At 61.1% G+C, this 13,198-nt stretch carries 19 protein-coding genes and 1 tRNA gene; 6 read left to right on the top strand and 14 right to left on the bottom strand.

Translation table 11 applies throughout. The annotated features are described in order from the left end of the window. Positions 1–117: 117 nt before the first annotated feature. Genes U2H20_RS11705 through U2H20_RS11690 form a run of 4 tightly spaced genes read right to left on the bottom strand, consistent with a single transcriptional unit; the run spans position 118 to position 1,878 of the window. Entirely contained in the window at positions 118–714 is a 597-nt protein-coding gene (locus U2H20_RS11705; protein ID WP_430592456.1) for a M23 family metallopeptidase, read from the bottom strand. Continuing rightward, on the bottom strand, positions 711–1,013 hold the full coding sequence (locus U2H20_RS11700; protein ID WP_430592455.1) for a hypothetical protein: 303 nt from the start codon (positions 1,011–1,013) through the stop codon (positions 711–713). Before U2H20_RS11700 ends, U2H20_RS11705 begins: the two co-directional genes overlap by 4 nt. Then, positions 1,010–1,699, bottom strand: a complete 690-nt coding sequence (locus tag U2H20_RS11695; RefSeq protein WP_430592454.1) for a hypothetical protein — start codon at positions 1,697–1,699, stop codon at positions 1,010–1,012. The genes U2H20_RS11700 and U2H20_RS11695 overlap by 4 nt, the downstream gene beginning before the upstream one ends. Beyond that, a complete protein-coding gene (locus U2H20_RS11690) occupies positions 1,696–1,878 on the bottom strand; it encodes a helix-turn-helix domain-containing protein (protein ID WP_430592453.1) in 183 nt (60 codons plus the stop codon). The genes U2H20_RS11695 and U2H20_RS11690 overlap by 4 nt, the downstream gene beginning before the upstream one ends. Positions 1,879–1,960: 82 nt before the next feature. Here U2H20_RS11690 and U2H20_RS11685 point away from each other — a divergent pair, with 82 nt between their 5' ends. Then, a complete protein-coding gene (locus tag U2H20_RS11685; RefSeq protein ID WP_430592452.1) occupies positions 1,961–2,263 on the top strand; it encodes a helix-turn-helix transcriptional regulator in 303 nt (100 codons plus the stop codon). Here the strand turns inward: U2H20_RS11685 and U2H20_RS11680 are convergent. Beyond that, positions 2,229–2,301, bottom strand: a tRNA-Lys gene (locus U2H20_RS11680). The two genes, U2H20_RS11685 and U2H20_RS11680, sit on opposite strands and share 35 nt — an antisense overlap. 104 nt (positions 2,302–2,405) lie before the next feature. Between U2H20_RS11680 and bcp the strand changes: the two genes are divergently transcribed. Further along, entirely contained in the window at positions 2,406–2,873 is a 468-nt protein-coding gene (gene bcp, locus U2H20_RS11675) for a thioredoxin-dependent thiol peroxidase (RefSeq protein WP_430592451.1), read from the top strand. Between the two features lie 39 nt (positions 2,874–2,912). Here the strand turns inward: bcp and U2H20_RS11670 are convergent, their stop codons facing one another. Then, on the bottom strand, positions 2,913–3,323 hold the full coding sequence (locus tag U2H20_RS11670) for a hypothetical protein (protein WP_430592450.1): 411 nt from the start codon (positions 3,321–3,323) through the stop codon (positions 2,913–2,915). Between the two features lie 140 nt (positions 3,324–3,463). On the opposite strand from U2H20_RS11670, the gene U2H20_RS11665 reads away from it, so the two are divergent. Beyond that, positions 3,464–3,712, top strand: a complete 249-nt coding sequence (locus tag U2H20_RS11665; RefSeq protein ID WP_430592449.1) for a WhiB family transcriptional regulator — start codon at positions 3,464–3,466, stop codon at positions 3,710–3,712. Positions 3,713–3,797: 85 nt separating this feature from the next. Here U2H20_RS11665 and U2H20_RS11660 read toward each other — a convergent pair whose 3' ends face one another. The 4 genes from U2H20_RS11660 to U2H20_RS11645 all read right to left on the bottom strand — a co-directional run bounded on the left by U2H20_RS11660 (position 3,798) and on the right by U2H20_RS11645 (position 7,875). Beyond that, complete coding sequence (locus tag U2H20_RS11660; protein WP_430592448.1) at positions 3,798–5,297, bottom strand: sensor histidine kinase; 1,500 nt, start codon at positions 5,295–5,297, stop codon at positions 3,798–3,800. 4 nt (positions 5,298–5,301) lie between these two features. Further along, on the bottom strand, positions 5,302–6,585 hold the full coding sequence (locus tag U2H20_RS11655; protein ID WP_430592447.1) for an AAA family ATPase: 1,284 nt from the start codon (positions 6,583–6,585) through the stop codon (positions 5,302–5,304). Further along, positions 6,585–7,193 carry an SAF domain-containing protein gene (locus U2H20_RS11650; protein WP_430592446.1) on the bottom strand — a complete coding sequence of 203 codons (609 nt, stop codon included), beginning with the start codon at positions 7,191–7,193 and terminating at the stop codon, positions 6,585–6,587. Before U2H20_RS11650 ends, U2H20_RS11655 begins: the two co-directional genes overlap by 1 nt. 106 nt (positions 7,194–7,299) lie before the next feature. Then, entirely contained in the window at positions 7,300–7,875 is a 576-nt protein-coding gene (locus U2H20_RS11645; RefSeq protein ID WP_430592445.1) for a hypothetical protein, read from the bottom strand. Positions 7,876–8,040: 165 nt separating this feature from the next. On the opposite strand from U2H20_RS11645, the gene U2H20_RS11640 reads away from it, so the two are divergent. Then, positions 8,041–8,487, top strand: coding sequence for an Rv3235 family protein (locus U2H20_RS11640; protein ID WP_430592444.1), 447 nt, complete (start codon positions 8,041–8,043; stop codon positions 8,485–8,487). Here U2H20_RS11640 and U2H20_RS11635 read toward each other — a convergent pair. Together U2H20_RS11635 and mca are read right to left on the bottom strand one after the other, a co-directional pair. Beyond that, complete coding sequence (locus tag U2H20_RS11635) at positions 8,465–8,785, bottom strand: hypothetical protein (RefSeq protein WP_430592443.1); 321 nt, start codon at positions 8,783–8,785, stop codon at positions 8,465–8,467. The two genes, U2H20_RS11640 and U2H20_RS11635, sit on opposite strands and share 23 nt — an antisense overlap. After that, entirely contained in the window at positions 8,782–9,672 is an 891-nt protein-coding gene (gene mca, locus U2H20_RS11630) for a mycothiol conjugate amidase Mca (protein ID WP_430592442.1), read from the bottom strand. The genes U2H20_RS11635 and mca overlap by 4 nt, the downstream gene beginning before the upstream one ends. Positions 9,673–9,733: 61 nt before the next feature. Between mca and U2H20_RS11625 the strand changes: the two genes are divergently transcribed. Next, complete coding sequence (locus U2H20_RS11625) at positions 9,734–10,129, top strand: DUF4307 domain-containing protein (RefSeq protein ID WP_430592441.1); 396 nt, start codon at positions 9,734–9,736, stop codon at positions 10,127–10,129. Positions 10,130–10,186: 57 nt separating this feature from the next. Beyond that, positions 10,187–10,675, top strand: a complete 489-nt coding sequence (gene greA, locus U2H20_RS11620; protein WP_430592440.1) for a transcription elongation factor GreA — start codon at positions 10,187–10,189, stop codon at positions 10,673–10,675. A gap of 135 nt (positions 10,676–10,810) precedes the next feature. Here greA and ilvA read toward each other — a convergent pair whose 3' ends face one another. Beyond that, positions 10,811–12,058, bottom strand: a complete 1,248-nt coding sequence (gene ilvA / locus U2H20_RS11615) for a threonine ammonia-lyase (RefSeq protein ID WP_430592439.1) — start codon at positions 12,056–12,058, stop codon at positions 10,811–10,813. Continuing rightward, positions 12,055–13,185 (bottom strand): AI-2E family transporter, encoded by a 1,131-nt coding sequence (locus U2H20_RS11610; protein ID WP_430592438.1) that lies wholly within the window; start codon positions 13,183–13,185, stop codon positions 12,055–12,057. Before U2H20_RS11610 ends, ilvA begins: the two co-directional genes overlap by 4 nt. Between the last annotated feature and the right edge of the window lie 13 nt (positions 13,186–13,198).

Here is a 13,198-nt window from a genome sequence, read left to right as displayed (position 1 = left end):
AGATCAGGTTCTTGTTCAGTGGGTCTTTCCTTCAGGGGTGATCTTGGTGAGGTGGTTGCGGTATCCCTCGACATCGCGAAGCGCGTTCTCGACGAGGCGAGCTTCGCGAGGGGTGACTTAGGGAACCTTCCCGACGAGCTGGCCGTCGCGAACTTTGAGGAGCGCGCGTGCGTGCTCGGTGGTCTTGATTGGTGCGTATCCGAGGGCGGTGTACACGTAATCGTGAACGCCGTCGTTTGCGAGCATGGAAGCCAATTTGCCTACCTCCAGAGGTGTCGTTTGTGGCTGCGGTTTCGAGGGTGCTGGTGCGGGCTTACTGTCGAGAGTTGAGAGGATGTCGGCGAAGTCGACGCGTTTGAGCGCGAGCCATCGTTCGAGGTGGACGTGGACGCCTTGCGCGCTGCCGGTCATGCCCATCACGCCGAGCTCGTCGCCCGCTTCTACCCATTGACCGAATCGGGCGTTGAAGCTGTCGAGGTGGCAGTAGCGGTATCCGTCGCTCGAGTTGCCGATCCAGACGTAGTTACCTGCGTCGCCGGGGATAAAGCCGGTTCGGACGAATCCGGAGCGGATCGCGTAGAGCGGCACCTTTTTGCCGGGGGTGTCGCTTGCGATGTCAATGCCACCGTTGAGACGGGTGCCTCGACCGTAGGGGTCTTTGCGGTAGCCGAATCCGCTGGCGATGCGGTACTTGCCGCGTACGGCGGCGCTCATACGACGAGGAATTCTTGCGGTGGGATCACGACGAGGGCTTGATTCGAGGGTGCCTGCCGGAATCGCATGATGCCGCCAGTCTCGATTTCGCCGTAGTAGATCGTGGTGCCGATGATGTACGTGAAGAGGTGCGTCCTCGGTGGTCGCGCGTTCGAAGGGAACTGCGCGAGGGTGCCCTCGGCGGGAACAACGGCGTTACAGAAGACGATGCCGTCCATCTTGATGAGTACTCGATTTGCGAGTGCTCCGGTGGTGTCGTACGGGAGCGAGTCTGCCCACGCTGTTGCCTGCCAACTCACGAGGTACCACTTATGATTTCGCCATGGATACCCCGAACTGGATAGCGGCTGTAGCAGCGGCTGTAGCAGCCGTCGTGGCTGCCGCCTCCGCCTGGTTCGCGTTCTTCGCTAACCGACACTCGAAGCGAGCGAACCAACATGCCGAGGACGCGAACGCAACGAGCGAGCGAGCGCTGGCCGAGGCCGTGAACGCGAACGCCGTTGCCAAGGAGGCGAACGAACTCGGCCATGAAGCGAACTCGTTCCAGCGGCAGGAAAAGGACGAGCGTCTTGAGGCATGGCACGTAAGTTGGGTCGTTGAGTGGAGCAGGAAGGAAACTGCCCTCGAACTCATGAATAACGGCGCTGATGTGGCGATGGATGTGGCGATAGTGGTCTACGCGAAGAACATCCATGAAACGCGTCGTCTCGACCGTGACATAGCCGCTGGTGAAAAGTTCATAGTCCCGCTCGAACAGGTCGAACAAGAGCGATTCAAGGCTTCGAAATTCAATCGACTCATCTTCGCGTCGCAGGCTGAAACCATCACCGCTCCCGGAATTTTCAAGCAGAAGGCTCTCGTCACGGTTCAATGGAGAACAGGACTCGGCGTCCCCCGATCCGTATCGGCTGAAGTAGTGCTCACATAGATCGATCAAGAACTCGAACGGAATCGGTTCGACAGTGACTCTGATCAAACCGCTCATGCGCGGCGTTTCTCAGCAAGGGCCTCAACAACTGCGACATCAAACACGTACTGCCCCCGGGAAAACGGCATCTTTGCCATCGGATGCAGGGTGCCTTGCGTGACTAAGTAGCGGACTCCCTGGCGAGATACCCCGAGGATGCGGGCAGCCTCACTTGTCGAGATGGATGAACTTTCCATATGCAAACCATATGGGCGCACTTGACTCTAGACAAGTGTGAGACACGGTTGATTCTCATAATGAAAGTCATATACTTGTCACATGACTATTCAGCAGGCAGGGGTCGTGCCCCAATGGACGCTCTCCGACAGGTTGCGCAAGGCGCGCGAGCTCACGGGCTTGGAGGCGCAGGAATTCGCAAACGAGGTCGGCATTTCCCGACAGTCAGTTTCGGCGATTGAGCGCGGGCGCACGGTGCCGCGCGAACTCACTCTGCGCGCTTGGGCGTTGCGCTCGGGCGTTGCACTTGAGTGGCTGAAAACAGGAAACGCCCCGCCAACTAACGATGACGGGGCGTCTGCCTCTTCTGTACACCCCCCCGGACTCGAACCGGGAACCCGCTGATTAAGAGTCAGCTGCTCTGCCAATTGAGCTAGAGGTGCATGGCCTTTGTGGGCCGACAAATGAGCATAGCACGCAAAAAGCGACATGCGAAATGCGCGCCACGTCGTGCGAACCTCGGATCGAAATCGGCCAAAATGGAGACATGACTCTTCTCGAAGCAGGCTCCACGGCACCCACGTTTGCACTCCCCTCCTCCGACGGCGAAACCATCGACCTCGCCGACTACCGAGGCAAGAAGGTCATCCTCTTCTTCTACCCGGCAGCTTCGACTCCCGGGTGCACGAAGCAGGCCTGCGACTTCCGTGACAACACGGCTTCACTGCTGGACGCCGGCTACAGCGTCATCGGAATCTCGAAGGATGCTCCAGCGAAGAACGAGTCGTTCAAGACCGCGCAATCCCTGGATTACCCACTCGTGAGCGATGAAGATCTGGCAGTGCACCGTGAGTATGGCGCGTACGGGCAGAAGAACGTCTACGGGAAGATCACCGAGGGCGTCATTCGCTCAACGTTCGTGATCGACGAGGAAGGCATCCTCACGCATGCGCTGCGCAATGTGAAAGCAACCGGTCATGTCGCGATGCTGCGAAAGAAGCTCGGGCTCGTTTAAAGCGAACTCGCTTGCAGTTCCGCTGAGAGGACGTTTTTCTTAGAACGATCGCTTCGGCATCTCGCGAGCGAGCCATTCTCCGCACTGTTTGCGGAGGACGAAAACGAACGCGACGACTGCTGGAACGATGAGCGCGAAGGCCAGGAGCACTGGGCCCTCACCGCCATTGAAGGTGCCAATGCCGACGCCCGCTTGCAGCACCTGCCAGGCGACCGTTCCCGCGCGAGCCCACGGCTTCCCGTCGAGAATTGCGCGGCCACACTGCACGAGCCAGAACGCGACTCCGAAGCAGATCACGCCGAGGAAGACGGAGGCGAGCAGCTGCTGCGCACCGAGACCGAGCGCACTGACGATCGACCACAATCCGACTCCGAGCATGAGCAACGCTTCGAGAAAAACGATGACTCCGACGAGGCTTGCCTGCCATGGTCGAGGAGTGGTCGATGTCATTTGAAAACCAGTTTCCTATTGATTCGCTGCGGCCGCTGTGGGAGCATTGAGTCTCGTGCGCGCCCATTGTTGTGCAGCGCCCAAAGCTTTCTCCGGTACTCCGGAACCCCCTCAAATAGTAGCAATCAAGGAGCATCCATATGGATTGGCGCGACAGTGCAGCCTGCCTCACGGCCGACCCTGAACTCTTCTTCCCCATCGGGAACACGGGTCCAGCGGTTGATCAGATCGAGAAGGCAAAGACCGTCTGCGGCTCTTGTCCGGTTACTGAGCAGTGCCTGCAGTACGCACTCGAAACCAACCAGGACTCCGGTGTCTGGGGTGGCCTGAGCGAAGACGAGCGTCGCGCTCTGAAGCGCCGCGCAGCTCGAGCCCGCCGCGCAAGCTAGAACCTCGCGCACCTCGCAAAAGCGGGGCAGTTCACACTCGTGAACTGCCCCGCTTTTCGTTGCGCCGGTTCGGCAATCGCACGGACTACTGGCGGTCGATGAAAATGAGCGGCACAGTGATCTCAACCTCAGTGCCTTCGGCTTCGCGTTTTCCCCAGTCGATCGAACCCGAGAGTTCGCCAGTGATGAGCGTTTTCACGATCTGCGTGCCCAGCCCGCTGCCAACCCCGCCCTCGGGAATGCCAATACCGTTATCGCAAACCTGCACCCGGAGCGAGTCATCATCACGGAACGCGGTGATTCGAACGAGGCCATCGTCCCGTCCTGCGAGGCCGTGCTCAACCGCGTTGGTGACGAGTTCGGTCAGTGCGAGCGCGAGCGGGGTTGCATAGGCCGACGGCAGCACCCCGAACGAGCCGCGCCGTTCGGTGCGAACCTTCGCGTTGTGAATCGAAGCGACCTCGCTGGTCAACTTGAGCGTCCGATCAAACACCGCATCGAAATCGACCCGCTGGCTCAGCCCCTCGGAGAGCGTGTCGTGGACGACTGCAATCGATGCGACCCGACGTTCGGCGTTGACGAGCGCCTCCTTGGCTTCATCGCTCTTCGTTCGGCGTGCTTGGATCCGGAGCAGCGCAGCGACGGTCTGCAAATTGTTCTTTACCCGATGGTGGATCTCGCGAATGGTCGCGTCTTTCGTAATAAGCGTTTGCTCCTGGTGACGCAGCTCACTGACGTCGCGGCAGAGCAGGATTGCCCCAAGACGTTCGCCTCGAATACGCAAGGGCAGTGCACGCAACGACAACGTCACCGCGCGCGCCTCAATGTCGGTTCTCCAGGGCGCTCGGCCCGTGACGACGAGGGGCAAGGATTCATCGACCTCGTCTGAATCACCGATGAGTTCGGTCGTCACCTCTGCAAGCGATCGCCCTTCGAGTTCCTCCGCGTACCCCATGCGGCTGAACGCCGAAAGAGCGTTCGGACTTACGAAGGTGACAATGCCGTTCGCGTCGAGCCGGAGCAGACCGTCGGATGCACGCGGCGCCCCTCGACGGGGCCCTGTCGGCGCACCGAGATCAGGGAAATCGCCCGACATGATCATCGCGAACATGTCATTCGCGCATTCGTTGAAGGTGATCTCCTGGCGGCTCGGAGTTCGAGCATCGCCGAGGTTCGAGTGTCGAGTGATCACCGCAATCGGCTTCTCATAGAGCTCGGCTGAGGTCGAGTTCATTCGTCGCATCACCGGAACAGCCCGCACGCGAGTCGGGCTCTCGGCGTACCAGTTCGGGCTGGAAGTGTCGATCATGCGCTGCGTCGTGTACGCCTCTGCGACCTGGTCACGCCACGAATTCCTGATGGGCTGACCGACGAAGTCACGGTAGAACAGAGTTGCCGAGCTGGAAGGTCGGGCGTGCGCGATTGCAACGAAGCCGTCGTCATCCCCGGTGGGGAGCCAGAGCACGATGTCCGCGAATGCGAGGTCGGCGAGAAGCTGCCAGTCGCTCACCAGAAGATGAAACCACTGCAAATCGGCGTCGGATGCGGTTCCGTACTTATCGACGATGCTGCTGAGTGTAGACACTCTGTCAGTGTACGTCGCGCACATGCGCGCGAGGTGCGAGATGACCCTTCCACCAGCGTCGGGGTGGCCGATCGGATTCGCGCGCGGCCCTCCGAGTACGGGGCGCCGCCACCTCGTCGTTCCCTGTCTCGCTTCCAGCCAGTACAGCCTCAGCCAGAGCGGTCAACCCTTTCCTGAGTTTCGATCGCGGCGCGACATCACGGATGCTTTTCGCGCTCAGCAGCGCTGCGTCGGTGGCGCGCAGATCAAAGTGCAGCACATCGACCGAATGGATGCCGCCAAAGCGAGCAAGGGTTTGACGCACCGCCTGCTCCGGCGCGAGGCCCATCGCGCTCACTCGGATCTTATTCATGACCACTCGAACCTCGGCTGGCTTGATCTGCTCTTGGAGGTCGCGAAAGCTGCGAAGAAAACGCGTGATCCCGACCGGATCGCCGGTGCCGACTGCCAGAACGGTGTCTGCAGCCTCCAGCGCCGCCACGGTGGCCCCATTGCGACGAGGAGCAAACATGTCGCTGGAGACTTCCTCGTCGCTTTCGATACTCGAGGCGAGGTCGAGAATCGTGATGTCAGCCCATTCCCTGCAGGCGCGGATGACCTTCTCGACGCGGTCGCCACTCAGCTCTGTCCACCGATGCGCCGCGGAGATTCCGCTCAGCACGGAGTACGAGCCGAAGTATCCGGTGAATTCGTCGCTCACTCGGTCGAGTTCCGAACCGGTGAGCGCTGCGGCCCGCGCGAGTCGACAGGCTGCTGCGAAGCCGGGAGCCTCGTCGAGGAGTCCGAGCGTGGTCGCGACGGAGGCGCCATGCGTATCGACATCGCACAGCAGGACCTTGTGCCCGAGCACGGCAAATTCGGTCGCGAGGCCCGTAGCGACCGTGGTGCGCCCTGGTGCTCCAGGTGCGCCCCAGACCGCGATCACCCGGCCCAGTCGCGGTCGAGCGCTCGGTTGTTCTGCGACGATCGCTGATTCGATCGCCGCAAAGCCTGCCTTCGAATCGACCGGATCGAGGATCCCGAGTCGCTTCGCAAACGAACGCTCCGCCGCATTTTCACTGATCACCACAAGCCGAACGCCCAAGGAATCGCAGGCAGCCAACAACGACTGCGAACAATGCGCCGGTGCCCCCTGCACAACAACGACATCAACCGAGGTGTGCTGCAGTCGTTCGCAGAGTTCCTCTGGACTGCCGGCACGAATCGCAACGGTGTGCCCGTGCGCGACCGCGTCTTGAATGAGCGCGTCCTCACGGCGAAGCGCAGCAGAAACCGCAAAGGTCGCCATCAGGAGGCCTCGGCAATGATTGAGAGCGAATCCTGGTTGGCGAGCGCAGCCAGCAAAGCTGCAACGCTTTCACGATCAACGAGCAATTCAACCCGCACGCTCGAACGGTCGGCGATGATGCCATCGTCTTCGACTACTTCCGCGACGATCGCGTCGTGCAACAGCACCGTCGGCGAGGAAAACGCGCCTCCTGCGAGCGCGGCGGCAGACCAAAGATCGACGGATGATCCGCGCGTGACGGACGCCGGCAACACTCCCTGGACCGACACGACGACCGCGACTCGCGTGCTCAAAGATTCGCTCGCAATCGACGCGTGCGGAATCAGTTGGCCGCTGGGGATCGTGACTGTCGCGACCTTGCCAACAGGGTCCTCCGATGCAGCGATGTAGGAGGGCTCGGTCTCACCGAGCCTGACCTCGACGACTTCGATCTGTTCTTCGGTGATGACCTCGCCTGGGAGCAGCGTCGTGCTCGCCTGGTACATCGGTGTAGTGGCGCTTGTCGCGTGCACCAAGCCACTCACCGCGACGATCGATCCGAGGACGAGCGCCCCGCCGATTAGAAATCTCGGATCGATCCAGACCATCGTTCTCTTGCGCTTCTTCATGTGCTCCCTCTCCACAAACGCCCCTACGGTGCCATGAAGCTCGCCGTGCCATGAGGAGTTATCCACACCGGGATCGCGAAAACGAGAGATTGCGCGCGTCAGCGACTCAGTCGTTGAGGCAGACCCAGGCAATCGAGTCGAGCCGGATCACTGCCGTGTGTTGTAGGTGGCGTCGGGTGCGCGGAGTACCCGGCTCGTGGACCGCGAGGTCGAGGTGATCGGCCCCGACTCGATCGATCGTGCCGGTAGCGTTCACGACGCCACGAATGTCCACGAAGCTGCGCCGTCGACACAGATCGCGAAGCACGTTCGCAAAACTGACTCGTCCAGCAGCTCCGATTTCTCGAGCGCGAGTGTCATTGAGCGAATCAAGAATTCCCGATTCATCAAAGAGAATGCGCTCGATCGCAGGAAGTCTGACGATCGCAGCAGCCTCGATCGGGCCTCCCCCGCTGATCGTGCCATTGCACCAGTCCTTCCCGATACTTCGTCGGTGCAGTTGCAGGCGCTCACCATTGTGCAAGACCAGGTCGAGGCTCCGAGGCGCGCGGAGCAGGCGATCTCGAAGTGTCAGGGCTGCAATCCGACTTCTCTCTTCGAGGATTCGGCGTTCGCGAGGACCCGCATCGAGTTCGTCATCGAATTGCTGTTCGAGGTCGGAGAAGAGCTGATTCCATCGCATATCGAGGAGGGTAAACGGCTCTTGGCGCACGCACGCGCGCTGTCCACAGAGGCGCAAATCGTTGGACGCTCCGGATTCACTGCCGCTACATTCACCCCACCACGTTCGGGCGTCATTCGTAAGTCCAGCCCGAATGAACATCTTTGGAGGAGTGCATTGCACACAGTGGCACCAAGCGCTGTAGACACCATCCGCCCCGTCCGACGGCACGCTCGAATGTCGAGCGCCTCGGTTGAGGAGCACTTCGGATATCAGCGAACGAGCACCTGCGATCTGCCTGATCCTCGCCTCATGCTCGAAAACCTCTCCCGCTCGATCATCGAGATTCTCGCAGGAGTTCGAGACCCAGAGCAGATCAGTCGGTGGGTGTCCGAGTCCACCTACCGACACGTCGTGCATCGTGCAGTGAGCGCACGTCGCGCGCGCGATCTTCGACGACGAGCGCCGTCGCGTCCGACCATCTCTCTCGGAGGCTCACGAGCATTTCACCCTTGCGACGGCATCGTTGAAGGAACCGTTGTCGTACACGGTGGAAATCGGAGTCGCGCGGTCGTGATCCGACTCGAAGGGATCGACGGCCGGTGGCGCGCTACTGAGATCGCGGTTCTCTAGTCGGTGCCGCAGGGTCCGCAGGGTCCGCAGTGTCCTCGCCAGCGGCCCGAGCTGCTGATTCACTCCGACGGGAGCCCGCGAGTGCTGCATCACGTTCGACGATCTCCTGCGCGATTTTCTCGCGGATTTCCGCACGGTATGTGGTGCGGCGGATCCGGCGGTTGAGGTCCCAGACCAGCAGGATCACTGCAGCCGCAATCATCGCGGTGACTGCGAACCCGACAACACCAGGGGTGACGAGATCTTCATCGACACCGAGACGGTCGACCAATGGCAGTGCCAATGCAATGAGGTTCATGCTGCTTCTCCGATTCCTGCAAAAAGATCGTTCTCAGGAAGTGTTGACTCCACCGTCGAGTGCACCAGGACGTAATCCTCCGTCGGCCAAGCAGTCCGCAGCAGCTCGTTCGGCCAGAAGAAGAACTCGTCGTCCGGCGACACTTGACTTGCATGGGAACGAAGCGCTGCATCGCGCTGCTCGAAGTAGTCCGCGCATTCCACCCGAGTCGTCACCGTGTGCGAAACGCGACCCGGCTGGTTCAGCCGTTCAATGAACCCGCGAAGGCGCTCAAGCCGTTCTGGCGCGACGAGCTCCGGGTGCGCTTCGCTCGCATCGAGAATGGCCTGCACTCGCTCCACGGAGAAGCTCTTGTCGTAGTAGATCTTGTCGATCCTGTGCGGCTCTCCGAGGGCCTCTGGGCCGGGCTCGAAGCTCGGGTCAGCCGCCAGCTCTGCAGCGCGCATCGCAACCCGGTGCGTCTGGATGTGATCCGGGTGAGGGTATCCGCCGTTTTCGTCGTAGGTCACCATGACCTGGGGCCGGCGCTCACGAATGATGCGAACCAAGGGGCGAGCGGCAGTATCGACCGGCACGGTCGCAAACGACAACGGCGGCAGAGGCTCACCTTCATCGGGCAGCCCTGAGTCGAAGTATCCGAGCCACACGTGGTCAACTCCGAGGTGTGCGCGCGCAAGGCTCATCTCGCTCCGGCGTAAACCAGCGAGATCGCGCTCTGCCCAGCCACGTGCAACGAGCGTGGAATTGAGAACGTCACCGCGCTCCCCGCCAGTGCAGCTCACGACGGTGACGGCGGCACCACGAGCCCGGTATGCAGCGTAGGTCGCTGCCCCTTTGCTCGATTCGTCGTCGGGGTGCGCATGCACTGCCAACAAGCTCAGTTCCATGAGACCCCTTCAAGCCGAATACGATTGTTCTAAGCCTATTGACTCACGAGGGAGTTCACGAATGTCAGTCGATCTCGATGCCCGCTATGGACGCACTCGGGGCCGCGAACGACGTTCGAAACTCATCGCCTTCATCTTCGCTGGGTTCGTCGCCCTCGTGTTCATCGCGTGGGTTGTCTGGGCCGGGCTCGGCGGCGGCGAGGACGAGATCCAGGTCCGCGACATCGGGTTCTCCGTCAACGATGAGTCGCATGCAGACATCAAGTTCGAGATCTCCGTGCAGGAAGGCACTCCAGTGACCTGCGCTGTGCAGGCGCTCAATGAGTCCTTCACAATCGTTGGGTGGAAGATTCTCGAAATTGAGCCATCCGATCGTTGGACCACTGTGTACAACACTTCTCTCATCACGAGCGAGCGTTCTACGACCGGACTGGTTTACCGCTGCTGGCTCGAATAGACTTGTGCGATAGACCGGCTCAAATGGGGCCGGTTTCGCGTATCAAGGAGTAGAGCAATGGCAGAAGCCGTGGACACCTGGCTGAGTCGTGACGCGTTTGACCGTTTGACGGCAGAACTCGAAGAGCTGACCGGAGCGGGCCGTACTGAAATCGCGAAGCGAATCGAAGAAGCTCGTGAAGAAGGTGACCTGAAGGAAAACGGCGGCTATCACGCGGCGAAGGACGAGCAGGCGAAGCTCGAAGCACGCATCAACCAGCTGACGCTCCTCCTCCGCACCGCGAAGGTCGGAGAAGCACCGCAGGCGAGCGGCGTAGTCGAACCGGGCACGGTCGTGAAGGCGACGATTGCTGGTGAAAAAGCAACGTTCCTGGTCGGCAACCGAGAAATCCACGACGACGGTGACGACCTCGAGGTGTACAGCGAGAGCAGCCCACTCGGCGCCGCGATCCTCGGCCTGAAGGTCGGCGACTCCGCGGAATACCAGGCACCGAATGGCAAGAGCATTCCTGTGACGGTCGACGCGGTCGAGACCTACACGCCATAGTCACGACGTTCGTTCCCTTGCACGGGACAACGAACACGTCGAAGAAGGGGTCCAGCGCTGTCGCTGGACCCCTTCTTTATTGTTTTCGCTCTGCGATGCGCTGATTCCGATGCCCGGAGCCCGCCGCTCGCTGGCTCAGCCGACGATCGGGTTGTAGCCGGCCTTTCGAAGGGCTTCAACAACCTGTTGCGCATGCTTTGGTCCACGGGTTGTCACGGAGAGTTCGATGCCGACCTCGCTGATCTCGGTCCAGGCGCCGTGACGAGTGTGCACGACCTCGACCACGTTCGCCTGCTCGTCAGAGACGATCTGCGAGATGATCGCGAGCTGACCGGGACGGTCGGGCAACTGCATGGTGAAGCGAACGTATCGCTGTGATGCAGCAAGACCGCGCGAGATCACCCGTTCCATGAAGAGCGGATCGATATTGCCGCCCGAGAGAATCGCGACAGTGGTTCCGGCGTCGTGTAGTTGGCCGCTGAGAATTGCCGCCACTCCGACCGCACCGGCGGGCTCGACAACGAGCTTTGCGCGCTCGAGCAGCTGGATGAGAGCTCGAGCGATCTCATCGTCGCTGACGGTGATGATGTCGTCGACGGCGTGCGAGATCACTTCGAACGGCAGGTTCCCTGGGCGACGCACAGCGATACCGTCGGCGATCGTCGACTTCTGATCGATCGTCGTCGGCTCGCCCTTTTCGATCGAGACCGGGTAGGAGGCGGAGTTCTCGGCCTGGACGCCGATCACTCGAACCGAGCGGCCGAGTTCTGCTGCGCGCTGCTTGACTGCGCTCGAGACTCCCGAAGCGAGCCCTCCCCCGCCGATCGGCACGAGAATCGTGTCGACCTCCGGCGTTTGTTCGAGAATTTCGAGACCGAGTGTTCCCTGACCGGCGATGATGTCGTGGTGGTCATAGGGCGGTACGAACACTGCGCCCGTGCGTTCAGCATGCTCGATCGCAGCGGCGAGCGAAGTTTGGAAGTCGAGACCGCGGAGCTCGACGTCAGCGCCGTAATTGGTTGTCGCTTGGAGCTTCGGGAGCGCGACGCCCACGGGCATGAAAATGGTCGACTTGATGCCGAGCTCGGAGGCGGCAAATGCGACGCCCTGACCATGGTTGCCTGCACTCGCAGCGACAACCCCGCGAGCGCGCTGTTCCGGCGTGAGCTTCGAAAGCATCGTGACCGCGCCACGAATCTTGTAGGAGCCCGTGCGCTGCAGGTTTTCGCATTTGAGGAAGACGGGCGAGCCGAGCTTCGACCCGAGGAAGCGCGAGACCTCCATCGGGGTTCGCTGGACGACCTTGTCGACCACCTCTCGAGCGGCCAAGAACTCTTCGAGACTTGGGCCGGCGAGCGAATCTGTGATCTTCGATGAACTCAAGAGATGAGATCCTTCACTGTTGGTCTTGGATGGGTACGCCATTGCCCGTTCGCAATGTATTTGATCGTCACGTTCAAGAAGGCGACGAGCGGCACCGCGAAGAACGCACCCGCGATTCCCGCGACGAGGCTACCGCCAGCGACCGCGACGACGACTGCGAGCGGGTGCACCTTCACGGCAGTTCCCATGATGAGCGGTTGCAGCACGTGCCCTTCAACCTGCTGCACGACGAGCACGATTCCGAGCATGATGAGCGCCTGGATCGGGCCGAGCGTGATGAGCGCAACGAACACGGCCAGAGCTCCGGTCGCGATTGCACCGATAAACGGAATGAACGATCCGAAGAAGACGAGAATCGCGATCGGGACGGCGAGCGGGAGCCCCAAGATCGCCGCTCCGACGCCGATGCCGACCGCGTCGATGAATGCAACGAGCAGCTGCACCCGAACGAAGTTGCCGAGGGTGACCCACCCTGCGTTGACGGAACCATCAACGGCCTGACGAGCGCGCTTGGGGAAGACGGAGAGGATCCAGCGCCAGATGTTCTTCCCGTCGAGCAGGAGGAAGAGTGTTGCGAAGAGCGTGAGGAGTAGCCCCGCAAGGACGTGACCGAGGGAAGAGCCGAAGCTCGCAGCGCTCGCAAGCAGCGCTTGGGTGTCGCGCTGGAGCACCACGAGGAATTCTTGGAGCCAACGGGTGATGTCCGCGTCTTGGATATGGAGTGGTGATTCGAGCAGCCACTGCTTGAAGGAGACGTACGTTTGCATCGCCTGGCGCTGGAGGCCCGGGAATCCCTCACGAATTTGCCACACCACGAGTGTCAGCAGTCCGGAGATCACGATGAGCAAGAACACCATGGCTATCGCGACACCGAGACCACGCGGCCATTTCAGCTTGACGAAGAAGTCGACGACGGGTTGCAGCAGAGCGGTCACGAGTGCGGCGATCAGGAGCGGCACGACGATCAGCGCGAGTTGATCGATCAGGAATCCGATGACCGCGATCACACCGGCGATGACGAGAATCCGCCAGCTCCATGCGCCCACGATCCTCATGCCTCGGGGCACGCCGAGATCATCGCTCTGATCGGGAGCAGTGATTTGCGCGGGTTTCCGGAAGAGCGCCATTGGGCAATTCTAC

This window comes from Humidisolicoccus flavus (assembly GCF_045689595.1).
GTDB lineage: Bacteria > Actinomycetota > Actinomycetes > Actinomycetales > Microbacteriaceae > Humidisolicoccus > Humidisolicoccus flavus.
The sequence above is the reverse complement of the archived record's forward strand: the minus strand, read 5'-3'. Positions and strand labels throughout refer to the sequence as shown.